This window comes from Flavobacterium sp., assembly GCF_044360715.1.
In the GTDB taxonomy this organism is placed as follows: Bacteria; Bacteroidota; Bacteroidia; order Flavobacteriales; family Flavobacteriaceae; genus Flavobacterium.
Map to the genome: position 1 here is coordinate 1 of NZ_JBIKJY010000021.1, position 15,645 is coordinate 15,645.

General features: G+C 29.6%; 19 protein-coding genes. 14 read left to right on the forward strand and 5 right to left on the reverse strand.

Annotation, left to right across the window (positions count from 1 at the left end; translation table 11 throughout):
- The 4 genes from ACIQ16_RS07785 to ACIQ16_RS07800 all read left to right on the forward strand — a co-directional run.
- A partial coding sequence (locus ACIQ16_RS07785; RefSeq protein ID WP_396150281.1) for a DUF3817 domain-containing protein occupies window positions 1-297 on the forward strand: 297 nt, incomplete at its 5' end.
- A 40-nt stretch (window positions 298-337) separates the two neighbouring features.
- The gene (locus ACIQ16_RS07790; RefSeq protein ID WP_396150283.1) at window positions 338-1,597 is read left to right on the forward strand and encodes a mechanosensitive ion channel family protein; all 1,260 of its coding nucleotides are present in this window, start codon (window positions 338-340) and stop codon (window positions 1,595-1,597) included.
- A 23-nt stretch (window positions 1,598-1,620) separates the two neighbouring features.
- On the forward strand, window positions 1,621-2,016 hold the full coding sequence (locus tag ACIQ16_RS07795) for a glyoxalase (RefSeq protein WP_396150285.1): 396 nt from the start codon (window positions 1,621-1,623) through the stop codon (window positions 2,014-2,016).
- A gap of 5 nt (window positions 2,017-2,021) precedes the next feature.
- Window positions 2,022-2,435, forward strand: coding sequence for a thiol-disulfide oxidoreductase DCC family protein (locus ACIQ16_RS07800; RefSeq protein WP_396150373.1), 414 nt, complete (start codon window positions 2,022-2,024; stop codon window positions 2,433-2,435).
- A gap of 45 nt (window positions 2,436-2,480) precedes the next feature.
- Here ACIQ16_RS07800 and ACIQ16_RS07805 read toward each other — a convergent pair whose 3' ends face one another.
- Both ACIQ16_RS07805 and ACIQ16_RS07810 read right to left on the reverse strand, forming a co-directional pair.
- Entirely contained in the window at window positions 2,481-4,073 is a 1,593-nt protein-coding gene (locus tag ACIQ16_RS07805) for a choice-of-anchor J domain-containing protein (protein ID WP_396150287.1), read from the reverse strand.
- Window positions 4,074-4,239: 166 nt separating this feature from the next.
- Window positions 4,240-5,409: a proline dehydrogenase family protein gene (locus tag ACIQ16_RS07810; RefSeq protein ID WP_396150375.1), complete on the reverse strand. Its 1,170-nt coding sequence runs from the start codon at window positions 5,407-5,409 to the stop codon at window positions 4,240-4,242.
- 98 nt (window positions 5,410-5,507) lie between these two features.
- Between ACIQ16_RS07810 and aroB the strand changes: the two genes are divergently transcribed.
- From aroB to ACIQ16_RS07830, 4 genes are all read left to right on the forward strand, one after another.
- Window positions 5,508-6,578, forward strand: coding sequence for a 3-dehydroquinate synthase (gene aroB / locus ACIQ16_RS07815; protein WP_396150289.1), 1,071 nt, complete (start codon window positions 5,508-5,510; stop codon window positions 6,576-6,578).
- Between the two features lie 97 nt (window positions 6,579-6,675).
- Window positions 6,676-8,091 carry an arginine decarboxylase gene (locus ACIQ16_RS07820; protein ID WP_396150291.1) on the forward strand — a complete coding sequence of 472 codons (1,416 nt, stop codon included), beginning with the start codon at window positions 6,676-6,678 and terminating at the stop codon, window positions 8,089-8,091.
- Window positions 8,092-8,096: 5 nt separating this feature from the next.
- Window positions 8,097-9,071: a deoxyhypusine synthase family protein gene (locus ACIQ16_RS07825; protein WP_396150292.1), complete on the forward strand. Its 975-nt coding sequence runs from the start codon at window positions 8,097-8,099 to the stop codon at window positions 9,069-9,071.
- Window positions 9,072-9,158: 87 nt separating this feature from the next.
- Entirely contained in the window at window positions 9,159-9,542 is a 384-nt protein-coding gene (locus tag ACIQ16_RS07830; protein ID WP_353079534.1) for a DNA primase, read from the forward strand.
- Window positions 9,543-9,606: 64 nt separating this feature from the next.
- Here ACIQ16_RS07830 and ACIQ16_RS07835 read toward each other — a convergent pair whose 3' ends face one another.
- On the reverse strand, window positions 9,607-10,086 hold the full coding sequence (locus tag ACIQ16_RS07835; RefSeq protein ID WP_353079535.1) for a winged helix-turn-helix transcriptional regulator: 480 nt from the start codon (window positions 10,084-10,086) through the stop codon (window positions 9,607-9,609).
- Window positions 10,087-10,113: 27 nt separating this feature from the next.
- Window positions 10,114-11,226, reverse strand: a complete 1,113-nt coding sequence (locus ACIQ16_RS07840) for a M14 family zinc carboxypeptidase (protein ID WP_396150295.1) — start codon at window positions 11,224-11,226, stop codon at window positions 10,114-10,116.
- 273 nt (window positions 11,227-11,499) lie between these two features.
- Between ACIQ16_RS07840 and ACIQ16_RS07845 the strand changes: the two genes are divergently transcribed.
- Window positions 11,500-11,949 carry a helix-turn-helix domain-containing protein gene (locus ACIQ16_RS07845; protein ID WP_396150297.1) on the forward strand — a complete coding sequence of 150 codons (450 nt, stop codon included), beginning with the start codon at window positions 11,500-11,502 and terminating at the stop codon, window positions 11,947-11,949.
- Here ACIQ16_RS07845 and ACIQ16_RS07850 read toward each other — a convergent pair.
- Window positions 11,946-12,497 carry a 1-acyl-sn-glycerol-3-phosphate acyltransferase gene (locus ACIQ16_RS07850; protein WP_396150299.1) on the reverse strand — a complete coding sequence of 184 codons (552 nt, stop codon included), beginning with the start codon at window positions 12,495-12,497 and terminating at the stop codon, window positions 11,946-11,948. The genes ACIQ16_RS07845 and ACIQ16_RS07850 overlap by 4 nt on opposite strands.
- A gap of 51 nt (window positions 12,498-12,548) precedes the next feature.
- Between ACIQ16_RS07850 and ACIQ16_RS07855 the strand changes: the two genes are divergently transcribed.
- The 5 genes from ACIQ16_RS07855 (at window position 12,549) to ACIQ16_RS07875 (ending at window position 15,645) form a co-directional block, all read left to right on the forward strand.
- Complete coding sequence (locus ACIQ16_RS07855; protein ID WP_396150301.1) at window positions 12,549-13,217, forward strand: spermidine synthase; 669 nt, start codon at window positions 12,549-12,551, stop codon at window positions 13,215-13,217.
- 18 nt (window positions 13,218-13,235) lie between these two features.
- Window positions 13,236-13,946 carry a potassium channel family protein gene (locus ACIQ16_RS07860; protein WP_396150303.1) on the forward strand — a complete coding sequence of 237 codons (711 nt, stop codon included), beginning with the start codon at window positions 13,236-13,238 and terminating at the stop codon, window positions 13,944-13,946.
- 5 nt (window positions 13,947-13,951) lie between these two features.
- The gene (locus ACIQ16_RS07865) at window positions 13,952-14,512 is read left to right on the forward strand and encodes a DUF6642 family protein (RefSeq protein ID WP_396150305.1); all 561 of its coding nucleotides are present in this window, start codon (window positions 13,952-13,954) and stop codon (window positions 14,510-14,512) included.
- A gap of 101 nt (window positions 14,513-14,613) precedes the next feature.
- Complete coding sequence (locus tag ACIQ16_RS07870) at window positions 14,614-15,285, forward strand: superoxide dismutase (RefSeq protein ID WP_396150307.1); 672 nt, start codon at window positions 14,614-14,616, stop codon at window positions 15,283-15,285.
- A 9-nt stretch (window positions 15,286-15,294) separates the two neighbouring features.
- Window positions 15,295-15,645, forward strand: a complete 351-nt coding sequence (locus ACIQ16_RS07875; RefSeq protein WP_396150309.1) for a hypothetical protein — start codon at window positions 15,295-15,297, stop codon at window positions 15,643-15,645.

Consider the following 15,645-nt stretch of genomic DNA (forward strand, 5'->3'; position numbering starts at 1 on the left):
TATAGCACTATGTTAAACTGGTTTAAAAAAATAGCAATACTTGAAGGAATTTCTTTTTTAGTTTTAATATTTAATATGTTGGTTCTAAAACCAAATTATTTTGATACATACAAATTAATTCTAAAACCATTCGGAATGCTTCACGGTGTTTTATTTATCTTGTACATAATATTAGCTTTTTTATTGAAAGATGAAAAAAAATGGAATTTAAAAGATTTTAGCATTATTATATTAGCGTCTTTTATTCCGTTTGGTACTTTTTGGGTAGATAAAAAATATTTAAATCAAAGTGCTTAAAATTCGCATATTCCAAAATTAAAAATAATTTTTTTCAAATATGAAAGTTTTCGATCTAATTGAACCAGTACTAAAAAAGCTTGATTTCGGTGCAGATTTTACCTTATACGGAAATTTGTTCGTTAATTTATTGGTACTAATGGTTTTGGCTTATGCTATTGATTATTTGGCTAAAAAAATATTAATAATTGGTTTAGCTATTGTGGCAACATACACAAAATCAACATTTGACGATTTCTTAGTTGCCAACAAAACCGCTAAATATATTGCGCATTTAGTACCACTTTATTATATAAGTATAAAAATACCAATTGTTTTAGATGATTTTGTGTATTGGGAAAATTTATTTGGCAAAAGCGTAAAAATTTTCATTATTATTTTATCGCTTTACATTGTCCGAAGTGTCTTTAATTCCTTAAAAGATTATTTAAAAACATTACCAAAATATAATGATAAACCCATAGATAGCTACATTCAAGTAATTATGATTGTATTATGGATTTACGCCTTATTATCTATTATTTTATTGCTTTTTGATACTAAAAAAAGTGCTTTATTAACCGCATTTGGTTCCATTTCGGCGTTAATAATTTTAGTCTTTAGAGATACAATTTTAGGTTTTGTAGCCAGTATTCAAGTTACAGTGAACGATATGGTTCGCATTGGAGATTGGATAACTGTCGATAAATTCGGCGCTGATGGCGAAGTTGAAGAAATTAATTTAGCAACGGTTAAAGTCAGAAATTTCGACAATACCACCTCCACTATTCCAACTTATAGCTTAATTTCAGACAGTTTTAGAAATTGGCGCGGTATGATTAATTCTGACGGAAGACGAATCAAAAGACACGTTTTAATAAAAGGTGCTACGGTTCGTTTTGTTACGAATGAAGAATTGGAATCGTTTAAACGTATTCAGTTTGTATCGAATTATATTGATAAGAAAAAAATGGATATTGATAAGTTTAATACGGCGAATAATATCGACAAATCATTAAACGTAAATGGTCGAAATATGACAAACTTAGGTTTGTTTCGAAAATACATTCAAAAATACATTGAAACACATCCTGGAATTAACAAGGATATGCATTTGTTGGTCAGACATTTACAACCCACTGAAAAAGGTATTCCTTTAGAGATTTATTGCTTTAGCAAAGATAAAAAATGGGAAAATTACGAATATATTATGGCAGATATCTTTGACCATATCATCGCTTCTGTTCCTTATTTTGATTTAGAATTATTTGAAGTACAACACGTTAAAGCAGAAAAATTAAATTTATTAGATATAGATTAATAAGTAATTTAAAAACAAGTATTATGATACCTAGAAATGAGCTTTTATCTGCAATTAAATCTGAAAAATTAGGTATTGATTTTTTAGATACATTAACTGAAGAAGCGTTTCAGAATAGCACTTTACGACCAATTTTAAAGTTTCAAAACGATTTGCTTTTGCAGGTCTTTATAAATTATGCCATCAAACAAAAAGGATTATTTTTCACACTCTCACCTGATAAAAAAGAGAAATACATTGAAAACGTAATTCAAAAAGATATAAAATTCAGAAATGCTTTAAAGGGAATTATTATTGGCTTATTTTCAGTGGAAGAGTATTTAATTTATATTAAAAATTCCTCAAGTTTAAATAAACGAATGATGACGTTATTAATTGAAAGATATAGAAGTCAAATACAATTACTTACAAACGAGTGATGGAAATAAACCAATTACCTCAAGATAAAAAAATCATACTTTTTGATGGCGTTTGTAATTATTGTAATGATAAAGTCAATTTTATTATTAAAAATGATACAAATGATGTATTCAGGTTTGTAGCCATACAAAGTGAAACCGGACAAAAAATAATTACGTATTTAGGTATTGAAAAAACTATAGACAGTATTATACTATACGAACCGGGTTATGCCTATTTTATTAAATCAGAAGCGGTTTTTAGAATTATAAATCATTTGTCTTCATCAGTGAAATTATTATTACTTTTAAATTTTATTCCTACGAGTATCAAAAATATATTTTACGATATCATTGCCAAAAACAGATACAAATGGTATGGAAAAAATGAGCAATGTATGTTGCCATCGGAAGAAGTGGTCAGTAAATTTATTGCATAAAAAAATCCTGAATTTCTTCAGGATTTTTAATTTTAAAATTATAATTTATTCTTTAAATATTTTCTTGGTAAAATTACCGTTTTCAGTTTCAAGAGATAATAAATATATTCCAGCGGTTAATTTAGTTAAATCAATTGCTTCAAAATTAGAAACATTTTCTTGAATAACTCTTCCATTAATATCTGTAATTACAATTTTATTTATTTTTAAATTATTAGTATTTTCAATTTTTAAAATATCAAATACTGGATTTGGGTAAATATTAAAATTTGATGTTAAAAATGAATCTACAGATAAAACTGATGTAACTGTAACATTATCAAGTAAAATGCTTGATCTTTGCGTAGCTGAATGTTGAGGACAAGTATGATTAAAACCTAAATAATATACACCTGCAGTTGAAGCTGTATAAGTTTGAGTGTTTTCTACATAAGCCGTACTACTTGTTACCGAAAAAGAAGGTGTAATGAAAGTAGTTTGAGCTGTTGGATTAGCAGCAGAACCAATTTTAACGGCTAAATTATTAACTGAAGTAGTACCTGCACTTCTATTAAGTCTATGACTATATTTAATTGTAATCTGTTGACCGGCTGCTAATGTAATACCACGGGAAAACAACCATGAATTTGAAGCTGTATTTGTGCTAGAAGAAGCTAAAGCAATGTTTACGCCATCAACCGAAAAACCAGCAGGAACATTTGATGCGATTCCCCATGAACCACTTGCCGTATTTGCAGCAGTTGTAGCTGTAAATGTAGACCAACCAGCTTGTGGTAAGTTTAGACTTTCAAAACCATAGTTGTAATTTGGAGCTGCAGGTTGTGTAGTAACCGATGTAAAAACATAAGGACCATCCCATGCATTCGCTGTAGTAGTTCCACATTTAGATTTCACATAGAATGAATAAGCAGTACCAGCAGTAAGTCCAGTAATATTTGCAGTTGAAGTTGTAAGTCCAGTAACTATGGTACCAGAACCTAAAGTAAATCCAAGAGGTCCATATTGTAAATCAAAAGATGAACCTGAACTAGTCCAAGATAAAGTTCCAGTAGTTTCTGTCATTAAACTAGAATTTGCACCAACAACACCAGGGCAAGCTGTTACACTTACATCATCAATTCTAACTAAATCCGCATCATTAGCTTCATACTGAAATCTAATTTTTACATTTGCCTGACCAAGATAAGCCGCTCCTAATTGAATGTTTTTGTAAATTGGTTCATAATCTTCGTAAGCTCCTTCGTTTTCTTCAACCCAAATAGTTGTCCAAGTCACACCATTATTAGTAGAAACTTGACATCTTAAATCACCGGCAGGTATAGTTACCATATATTCATAACCAACAATAGCAGTAAAATTTACATAACAACTAGTCAAACCAACAGTACTAAAAGATGGTGAAATTAATTTTTCATTTTGTGCTGCAGCAACCCAGTTTACAATAGCAGAACCATTTCCTGTAGCAGTAGGATAACCTACGCTTCTAGACCAATTGTATGCAGCAGTAGGGTGTGTATTTTCAACTGTCCATCCTGTTGGAGGAAAAGTTGAACCTTCGAAATCTTCTCTTAATAAAGTTTGAGAAGTACCAATTAACGTAGAAAACAAAACGCCAATAGAAAGTAATTTTTTCATCATAATTATTTATTTAAGGTTTATTAATTGACAAATATAAAAATTTATTTTTTAATCTACCTATTTACATATAAAAAAATAAAAATAAATCATGAAAATACTATTTTACAGTGGACTATTTACAAATTCTTGTATTTTTCATATTCATGTTAATAAAACTAATCGTTATTTATTTCAATTTTCTTCTATTTCGTTCCGAAATTATCAAAGTTAGTTCCCTTCCCGTTTGCCCTGCAACAGACGTATTTTCTTGTGCACGCCTTATTAAATAAGGCATTACGTCTCTAACAGGTCCAAATGGTAAGTACTTCGCAACATTATAATTATTGGCTGCTAAATTATAACTTATGTTATCACTCATGCCATATAATTGACCAAACCAAATGCGAGAATCGTCATTTGAAATGCCTTTTTTCTGCATTAAATTCATTAGTAAATAAGAACTTTCTTCATTATGTGTTCCAGCAAAAACTGCCATTTCATTAATATTATCTAACATATAGTTTAATCCATCATTAAAATTAATGTCAGTAGCTTGTTTGGTTTCGCAAATTGGGTTTTTATACCCTTTTTCTTCCGCACGTTTGGCTTCTTTTTCCATATACGCACCACGAACTAATTTCATACCAATATGAAAACCTTTTTCTTTCGCTCTTAAATGCAGGGCTTTTAAATAAGGCACTCTATCCCATCTGTATAATTGTAAGGTATTGAAAATAATAGCTTTTTTGGTATTAAATTTTTTCATCATACGCTCCACTACTTCATCTGCCGCATCTTGCATCCAGGTTTCTTCACCGTCAATTAATATTTGAACGTCGCTATCATAGGCGTATTGACAAATTTTTTCAAATCGTGCCACTACTCTATTCCATTCATCTTGCTCCGCAATACTTAATGTTGCTTTTTCTCCTACTTTTTCATACAAGTCAATTCTTCCCAATCCGGTTGGTTTAAAAACAGCAAAAGGAATGGCTTTGTTTTCTTTCGCAAAATCAATTGTTTTTAACGTCATTTTCAAACAAGCGTCAAACTGTGCTTCCTCTTCTTTACCCTCTACAGAATAATCTAATACAGAAGAAACGCCTTTCGTGTACATTTTTGCCACCACTTGCAAACAATCTTGTTCGCTAACGCCACCACAAAAATGATCAAATACGGTTTTTCGTATAATACCTTCAACGGGTAAATGAAATTTTAAAGCAAAATTTGTTAATGAGGTGCCTATTTTTACTAATGCCGGTTTCCCAATCATTTGAAATAAAAAGTGCGCTCTGTTTAATTCAGAGTTAGATTTAAGCGAAAATGCTTTTTCTGTATTGTTAAATATTTTATCCATTAGTATTGAATTCATATTAAGGATTGCAAATATACTTATTGAACGAATGATTTCTCATATTTTTTAATTTATTTTGTGAAGAATTTATAAACTGTACAATGACACCTATTCAATCTGATAATTACACTATTTATTTTAATGATGCAAGTTTTGTGTATTTAGAAAATTTACTAAAAATAGAAACCTATTCTAAAATTTTTGTGTTAGTAGACGAAAATACGAATGAACATTGTTTACCTTATTTTCTTGCGAATTTACCAACCGAAATTGAAATTGAAATCATTGAAATTGAACCTGGTGAAGAAAACAAAAACATATACACGTGTATTGATTTATGGCATACTTTAATTGAATTAGATGCGGATAGAAAAAGCATTATGATTAATTTAGGCGGAGGGGTTATTACAGATATTGGCGGTTTTGTAGCAAGTACATATAAAAGATGTATTGATTTTATTAATATTCCAACTACTCTTTTAGCTATGGTCGATGCTTCTATTGGCGGAAAAACGGGTGTGGATTTAGGCAGTTTAAAAAATCAAATTGGGGTAATTAACGAACCTAAATCGGTTATTGTTATTTCTAAATTTTTAGAAACTTTACCAACAAATCAAATGCGTTCAGGATTGGCTGAAATGCTAAAACACGGATTAATTTATGACAAAACGTATTGGGACAAATTAAAACATCTAAATAACTTAAATACAGATGATTTAGATATTTTAATAAAACAATCAATTGAAATAAAAAACAAAATTGTTTCTCAGGATTTAAAAGAAAACGGCATTAGAAAAGCATTAAATTTTGGGCACACATTAGGGCATGCTATTGAAAGTTATTTCTTAGAATCCGAAGATAAAAAACAATTGCTTCATGGCGAAGCTATTGCTATTGGTATGATATTAGAAAGTTACTTGTCCTACAAGTTAGAATTTATATCTAAAGATAGTTATGCTGAGATAAAATATATTATTACTGATGTTTTTGAAAAAATATCTTTTAATGATTCTGACATCCAAAATATATTAGATTTATTGATTTTCGACAAAAAAAATGAGTTTGGAAACATACAATTTACATTATTAAACAAAATTGGAGAAAGTAAAATCAATCAAAAAGTTGATGAATCATTGATTTTACTGGCATTTGAAGATTATTTGAAGAATTAATTTTTTTTTACTTTACTTCTGTTTTTAGTAATATTATTTTTACTTTTGCTCAACAAAAATGGCACGTATTTCAATTAATTAAATTAGTAATAGTCAAATGAATACAAAATATTCCGACCTTATCAATCAAACTTTCTATTTTCCACAGGAAGAATTTACTTTGAATAAAGATAATTTGCATTTTCACGGTATTGATTTGATGAAATTAGTAGAACAATATGGTACGCCATTGAAATTTACCTATTTACCAAAAATCTCGCAAAACATTAATAGAGCTAAAATGTGGTTCAGAAATGCTATGGAAAAGCATGGCTATGAAGCCAAATATTTTTATTGCTATTGTACAAAAAGTTCTCATTTTGAATTTATTTTAAATGAAGCTCTAAAAAACAATATTCATATTGAAACGTCTTCCGCTTTTGATATAAATATTGTAGAAAACCTTATGGAACAAGGCAAAATCAATAAAAATTCATTTATCGTTTGTAATGGTTTTAAACGTGATCAATATGTAACTAATATTGCTCGTTTAATTAATAATGGACATAAAAATACTATCCCTGTCATTGATAATTTTGAGGAATTAGATTTACTTCAAGACCAAATTGATGGAAAATTTAAAATTGGAATTAGAATTGCAGCCGAGGAAGAACCTAAATTCGAATTTTATACGTCACGTTTAGGTATCGGATATAAAGACATTTTACCTTTTTATAGAAAACAAATTGCTGAAAATAAAAAAGTAGAACTTAAAATGCTTCACTTTTTCATTAATGCCGGTATTAATGACACGGCTTATTACTGGAACGAATTGGTAAAGTGTTTGAAAGTTTATATTGCACTAAAAAAAGAATGTCCATCTTTGGATAGTTTAAATATTGGTGGTGGTTTTCCTATTAAAAATTCATTAGCTTTTGAATATGATTATCAATATATGGTTGATGAAATATTGAACCAAATAAAAATAGCATGTGATGATGCAGAAGTTGATGTACCACATATTTTTACAGAATTTGGTTCATTTACAGTTGGTGAAGCAGGTGGTGCTTTATATCAAGTTTTATATCAAAAGAAACAAAATGATAGAGAAAACTGGAACATGATTGATTCTTCATTTATTACTACCCTACCCGATACATGGGCAATTAACAAACGATTTGTCATGCTAGCTGTAAATCGCTGGAATGACATTTATGAAAGGGTGCTTTTAGGTGGATTAACGTGCGATGGAGACGATTATTACAATTCAGAACAACATATGAATGCCGTGTATTTACCAAAGTATAATAAAGAAAAACCTTTATATATTGGCTTTTTCAATACAGGTGCTTACCAAGAAAGCATTGGCGGTTATGGCGGTTTAAGTCATTGTATTTTACCACAACCCAAACACATATTAATTGATAAAGACAAAAACGGAATTTTTGCTACTGAAGTATTTTCTGAACAACAAAATGCCGAACAAGTCTTGGAAATTTTAGGATACAACAAAAACAAAAACGATAATAAATAAACCCCATGAGTAAAGGACCAATTAGTCAGTTTGTAGAAAAACATTATTTACATTTTAATGCGGCTGCTTTAGTAGATGCAGCTAAAGGATATGAAACCCATTTGTTAGACAATGGAAAAATGATGGTAACGTTAGCTGGGGCAATGAGTACCGCTGAGCTAGGAAAATCATTAGCAGAAATGATTCGTCAAGATAAAATTCATATTATTTCTTGTACAGGTGCCAATTTAGAAGAAGATATTATGAATTTAGTGGCACACAATTCATACAAAAGAGTACCAAATTATAGAGATTTATCTCCAGAAGAAGAAAGAGAGTTATTAGACAATCATTTCAACAGAGTTACAGATACATGTATTCCTGAAGAAGAAGCATTTCGTCGTTTGCAACAACATTTATTTGATATTTGGAACAAAGCAGATAAAAACAACGAAAGATATTTTCCGCACGAATTTATGTACCAAATGATTAATTCCGGAGTATTAGAGCAATATTACGAAATCGATCCTAAAGATTCTTGGATGGTTGCCGCTGCAGAAAAGAACTTACCTATTGTGGTTCCAGGTTGGGAAGATAGTACTATGGGTAACATTTTCGCATCTTACTGCATCAAAGGGGAATTTAAAGCATCAACTACTAAAAGCGGTATCGAATACATGATGTGGTTGGCAGATTGGTATCCAAAAAATTGCGCAGGTAAAGGAATTGGATTTTTCCAAGTTGGTGGAGGAATTGCAGGAGATTTCCCTATTTGTGTTGTACCAATGTTATATCAAGACATGGAAATGCATGATGTGCCATTTTGGAGTTATTTCTGTCAGATTTCAGATTCAACTACAAGTTATGGATCGTATTCTGGAGCGGTTCCAAATGAAAAAATCACTTGGGGTAAATTAGATGTTGATACACCAAAATTTATTGTAGAATCGGATGCAACTATAGTGACACCTCTAATCTTTGCTTACATCTTAGGTTGGTAATAAGAAAAAAAAAAGTTTTAAAAAAATTTAAATTTTAAAATTAGAATACTAAATTTGACAATTAAAATTGATTAAGGCAAACAAGAAATGAAGAGAGTAATTGTAGAGTACGCAAAATTAACAAACGAGATTTTAAATCTATTGGTTGAAAAATTTCCTGATGGATATGATGATTCGGATATTATTCGATTCAAAAATGCTAAAAATGAGACTATTGAAGCTGTTGAAGTAAAAACAGAAGACACTATTTATTTAGTAAAAGTTAGCATGAAATTAGCCGACAGAATTGAAAATTTTGATGAAGAGGAAGATTTTATTACGCCTGAAGTAAGCATAGATGCAATTAAAGATTTAGGTATTGAAGATGACGAGGATGAGGAAGAGGAAGAAAAAATTGAATTAGATGATGAAGAAGATGCCGATGGAAATAAAATAAAATCAGATTCAGATGATGATGACGATGAAGAATAGAAAATAAAAGCATAAAAAAATCCCGTTTAGTAATTAAACGGGATTTTTTTTATAATTATAACTATTACATTTCTTTAAAAATCGTATGCATCAAACGTTTTTTGTCGTTAATGCTTTCTTCTAATGAAATCATAGTTTCAGTTCTGTAAACCCCATCAATATCATCAATTTGGAAGATAATGTCTTTTGCATTTGCAGTATCTTTTGCTCTAATTTTACAGAAAATATTGAATTTCCCAGTAGTTACAGAAGCTACTGTTACAAACGGAATTTCATTAATACGCTCTAAAACAAATTTCGTTTGCGAAGTACTATTTAAAAAGATACCTACATAAGCAATGAATGAATACCCTAATTTCTCGTAATCTAAAGTTAATGAAGAACCTTGAATAATTCCAGCATCTTCCATCTTTTTTACTCTAACGTGCACCGTACCAGCAGATATTAATAATTTTTTAGCAATATCTGTAAAAGGGATTCTAGTGTTGTCAATTAACATATCTAAAATCTGGTGATCTACTTCATCTAATCTAAACTTACTCATAATCAATCTGTTTTTATCTTTTATATACTAAACTTTTATAATGTCGCCAATTTTAGGAAAGTTTCGATTTTCAAATTCATACAATTTATTTTCAAAATCAATGGTTTGATGTGCGAAAAAAGTGTCTAAATTTTCAATCTGAATAATTTCAGGAATAAATTCTATTTTTCCTTCCGTTAAAACTTCCTTATATTGAACTGCAAATTTAATATTTTTTTCTACATTATTATCATTAATTTTTACATTTTTAAAAATAAAATCATAAAAACATTTATTATTTTGATAAATATTCAAATAATTCCCCAAATCGTTGCTAACTATATCGTTTTCGTTAATAAATGAAATTGCTGCTTTTAAAGCGATAAAAACAAATTTTCTTACCTCGTCTCTATTATAATCATTCGCATAATGTCCAGCTTCAAATAAAATAGTAGGATATCCCCTATTTGTAAAATAATCTCCAGTACAATTGATATTAAAAGAATCATCAAATCGCCCTACTTGATTGGGAATATATTTCTGTAATTCGTTATTTATACCTACAATTACAGCGGCAGCTTCTTCTCGAACCGAATTAAATGTACGTGCTTCGTTAAATGATGCCGTTAGAAACGACATCGTTGCAGGTTTCTGACTCTCAACTAATCCAAAAATAGTGCGTTGGTCGTGTAGATTAAAACAATAATCAGGAGTAAAAGTTTCTAAAACTGTTCGCAATACCTTACTTTCTGGTTGTGTGCAATCAAAAGCATCTCTGTTTAAATCTACGCTATTGGCGTTTTCTCTTGTATAAGCTGCTGCGCCGTCTGGATTTAATACAGGTATAATATAAAAAGAAACTAATTTTGAAAGGCTTTCAAACTCATTTTCGTTATGATGTAAAAAGTTTAAATAATCTATCAGACCTTTTGTTGTAGTACTTTCATTACCGTGCATTTGCGACCAAATCAAAATCTTAAGCTTTCCTTCTCCAAATTGAATTGCTTTTATTGGCTGCTGTTTTACAGAAAACCCAACGGTTGAAATTTTAAATACATAAGGTAAGGTTTCTAAAAAAGAATCTAAATGATTAGCTGTAACGTATCTTCCTCGAATCGATTCGTACAGATATTTGGTTGCTAATTGTAAATTATCTTTCATATTACAAATGTAAATATATTTCATTTTACATTTGTAAACAATGAAAATGATAAAATGGAAACAAAATTAGTGACAATTATAGAGTAAAATTTTACAAGTGTAAACATATTTTATAACATTAAACTAAATTACTTAATTTCAGTTACTTAAATAATATTATATAAACTATATATTTGTATAATTAATCATTATTTATGCTTAAATTAACGGTATATCACTATATTTTAATAAAAATATGTTACATTTGTAAACAATTTTTTTATTTTAATTCGGATGATAAATACAGACCACTTCGTAAAACGATTAGAAACCATTTTTGAATATTATGGTTTAACAGCCTCTCTTTTTGCAGATAAAATAAATGTGCAAAGATCAAGTATCTCTCACCTACTTTCTGGTAGAAACAAACCGAGTTTAGATTTTATATTAAAAGTAATTGAAAATTTTCCTGAAGTTGAATTATTGTGGTTGCTAAATGGAAAAGGAAGTTTTCCAAAAGGAGAAATGGGTTCTAATGAAAAAATAGCGGTTTCTTCCGAAGAAAAAACAGAACAAGTAAACGATTTGTTTTCTCAAAAAACTTCCATATTTGAAACTCTTCCTGAAAAAAAATCAAATACGCCAAAAATTGAAACCGAAGTTAAACCAATACATTCGGATTCAAAAATAGAACGAATTGTAGTGTTTTATACCGATGGTACGTTTAAGAATTACACGCCTTAATGGGTATAACTAAAAGCTGGTACTTTTCCTTTAATATTGGTATATAAAGATTCTAAGTAAAATGAATCTTTTTCATAATCGTTAGTTATTGTGAACGCATCAAAAATAACAACTTGTTTGTTTTCATAATCAAATGCAATAGGAATTATCGGAACATTTGCTTTTTGAGCGATATAATAATAACCAGATTTCCATTGTGTTACCTTTTTTCTGGTGCCTTCTGGAGACAACGACAAACGCAAAATATCTTTTGTGTCGAATATTTTTGCAATGGCTTCTACCTTATTTTCTGTCTTATTTCTATTAAGTGGAATGCCACCCATCCATTTTAAATAGCCGCCTAACGGAAAACGAAACAATTCTTGTTTGGCTAAAAAATTAATTTCTACAGGATAGGTTCCTCTAAAAAAAACACCAATAAAAAAATCAAACCAACTGGTGTGAGGTACTACAATTAGTACACATTTTTTTATAGAGGCATCAAAATCACCCTTGACTTTCCAGCCCATTATTTTAAAAAACAGTAGTCTATATAGAGAATGTTTCATTCTTTTACATTTTGAGAAAAAGCAAAAATAAAGTATATTTACGTAATTTATATGATGATGTTTAAAAAAATACTTAGCTACTTCTATCCTATCACAATTTATAAGGAAACTTCAACGATTAGCAAATCAATTGAAGTAACTATATACAACGGAAAAACGCTATTAAACACCACAAACACGAATTATTCTTTCGGAAGTTTACAAGCAATTTTAAAAAAAGGACTTTTAGATATTGGTGCAGCTGAAATTAATAGAATGGAATCTGTATTAATTTTAGGCGTGGCTGGCGGAAGCGTTGTGCAAACGTTGGTTACTGATTTTTCGTTTTCCAAAAAAATTACAGGTGTAGAACTTGACGCAGAGATTATTCAAATCGCAAATTCGTATTTTAATTTAGATGAAATTCCTAACTTTAAATGTGTTATTGCTGATGCCGAAAAATTTGTTCAAACAGATAAAAACCAATACGATTTAATTATTATTGATATTTTTAAAGATACCGAAATGCCTGAGTTTTTATTTCAAGAAAGCTTTATTTCTAATTGTAAACAATTACTTAATAAAAAAGGATATATCTTATTTAATACGATGCATTTAAATAATAGTAATCTTTCAAAAACAGAAGCATATCTGTCGCATTTTGATTCGGATTTATACGAAACAAAAGTGCTAAAGAATATTGAAAAATATAATGATGTAATTATAATTAAAAGTATATAAAATTTCAACCCATACAATATGAAACATTTTTTAAGAAAACTATTATTGGGAAATATTACCAAAACAGACAAGCCGCTTTTAAAAGTAAATCCCATTCGAAAGCGCATAGTAAATATCCAATCCATTTGGAATAATGACCATCAAGAGGATAACGGCATTGAAAAAATATTTAGATTGTTTTTATCAATTTCACAACTAATTTTTCCTGGTGTGTACATTAAGTATTTATTTTCTAGAAAAAACTATGAGTATCAGGATATTGCAATGGATACTTACATCATTTTAAAATTATTATTTCCAATTTACATCTTAAAAAATAACTTACAAGATCAAAATATTTTAATTTATATAATGGTATACCTGCTTTTAGAAACCATTTTATATATACCTACATTAATTTTCGCTTCAGATATGCTTTCGCGTCCAAAGTCCTATAAACGTTCGATGTTATTGTTGTTTTTAAATTATTTAGAAATTGTTTTTGCATTTGCTGTATTGTATACTTTGGGAGATAATATGAACAAACCTTTTACACATTGGTTTGATGCCGTTTATTTTAGCATAATTACGGCAAACTCTGTAGGATATGGCGATTTTTATCCCGTAACACCTTATGCAAAAGCTTTAGTTAGTATTCAAGCTATGTTCTTTTTATCGTTTGTGGTATTGTTTTTAAACTTCTTTTCAGCCAAAGTAAAAAATAAAGGGTATTTTGATAACGAAGAGTAATTAATATGCAAGATAATCAATTTATTTTTTGTTTAGAAGCCGTTTCTGATATCGAAAAGGTTACTGTTACCGATATTCAGTACCAATTAGAACGCTTGGCTTTGAATTACGAAATAGCGTCTATTTATAAAGCTTGCGATACAATTGAAGGGTTAGAAGAAAGTTTGTCGGCACTACTCTACGACGACCATAATTTCACGAATTATGAAATTATTTATTTGGTAATGGAAGGCGAAGACAATACCATTTGCATATACGACTATTATTATAGTTTAGATGAAATTGCCGAACTTTTTGAAGGAAAAATGAAAGGAAAAATTATTCATTTTGCCAATACCAAAACGCTTGAATTAACTAACGATGAAGCTCAGTTTTTCTTAGATGTAACAGGTGCAAAAGCCATTTCTGGATATGGTGCAAAATACACCAATTTAAAAAGCTACAACTTAGATTTAGAATTTTTTAAACTCTTTCAAGACAACGAAAATATAGACGAAGTAGTTGAAACGCTTTTTGAAAAAAATTATGCCCTTTGTAAAGTATTAGATTTTAGATTGTATTATTAATTCATATAATTATGTAATAACTAACCATTTAAATTCTAAAATACTTTACAAAAAACAACTAACTTTGCTACAACAAGTTTTACAACTCAAAAATCATAATTATGAAAAAATATCAAATTTTATCCGTTTTACTTTTGCTTACTATTTCTGTTTCGGCGCAGTTTTCTCAAAAACCGTTACCGTTTGCTTATACGGATTTAGAACCTTTCATAGATGCGCAAACTATGGAAATTCATTACAGCAAGCACCACGCGGCGTATGTAAAAAATTTAAATGCTGCTATTATAGGTACTGGAGCCGCTAAAATGTCAATCACAGAGATTTTCTCGAATGTATCAAAGTTGAGTCCTGCCATTAGAAACAATGCAGGCGGACATTATAATCACGAATTATTTTGGTCACTACTAACACCAATAAAAAACACGAAACCATCTACAGAATTAGAAAAAGCTATTACTGACACGTTTGGAAGTTTAGATGCTTTAAAAGAAAAAATTAATGCAGCTGCTACTTCTCGTTTTGGTTCAGGATGGGCTTGGCTTTCTGTTGATAAAAACAATAAATTGGTGGTGTCTTCTACGCCTAATCAAGACAATCCGTTAATGGATGTTGCAGAAACCAAAGGCACACCTATTTTAGGAATTGATGTTTGGGAACACGCGTATTATTTAAAATACCAAAACAAGCGTGCCGATTATTTAACCTCTATTTGGAACGTGATTAACTGGAACGAAGTAAGTGAAAATTATAAATTAGCTACTAAAAGCAATTAATTTATAGATATGAAAAAAGTATTTTTAGTTTTATTTTTATTCGGAACGCTATTGGTTGCTGCTCAAGAAAGCACACCTACTTTAGAAAATATAGCTTCTTTTGAAGGAAAAACAATAACAATTTGCGAAAAGGTAACCAGTGTTTATGAAACAAAAGGCGGAAATGCACTGTTGAATTTTGGAAAACCTTTTCCAGACAATGCGTTTTCTGTAGTAGTTTTTAAATTAGACAGAGAAGCATTTTCTTACGATCCACTGACGTTAGATTCAAAAACCATTTGCATTACGGGAACCGTAATAATGTATAAAGGCAAACCAGAAATTATTGTTAAAAAGGAAGCTGAGATTGTGGTGAAATAA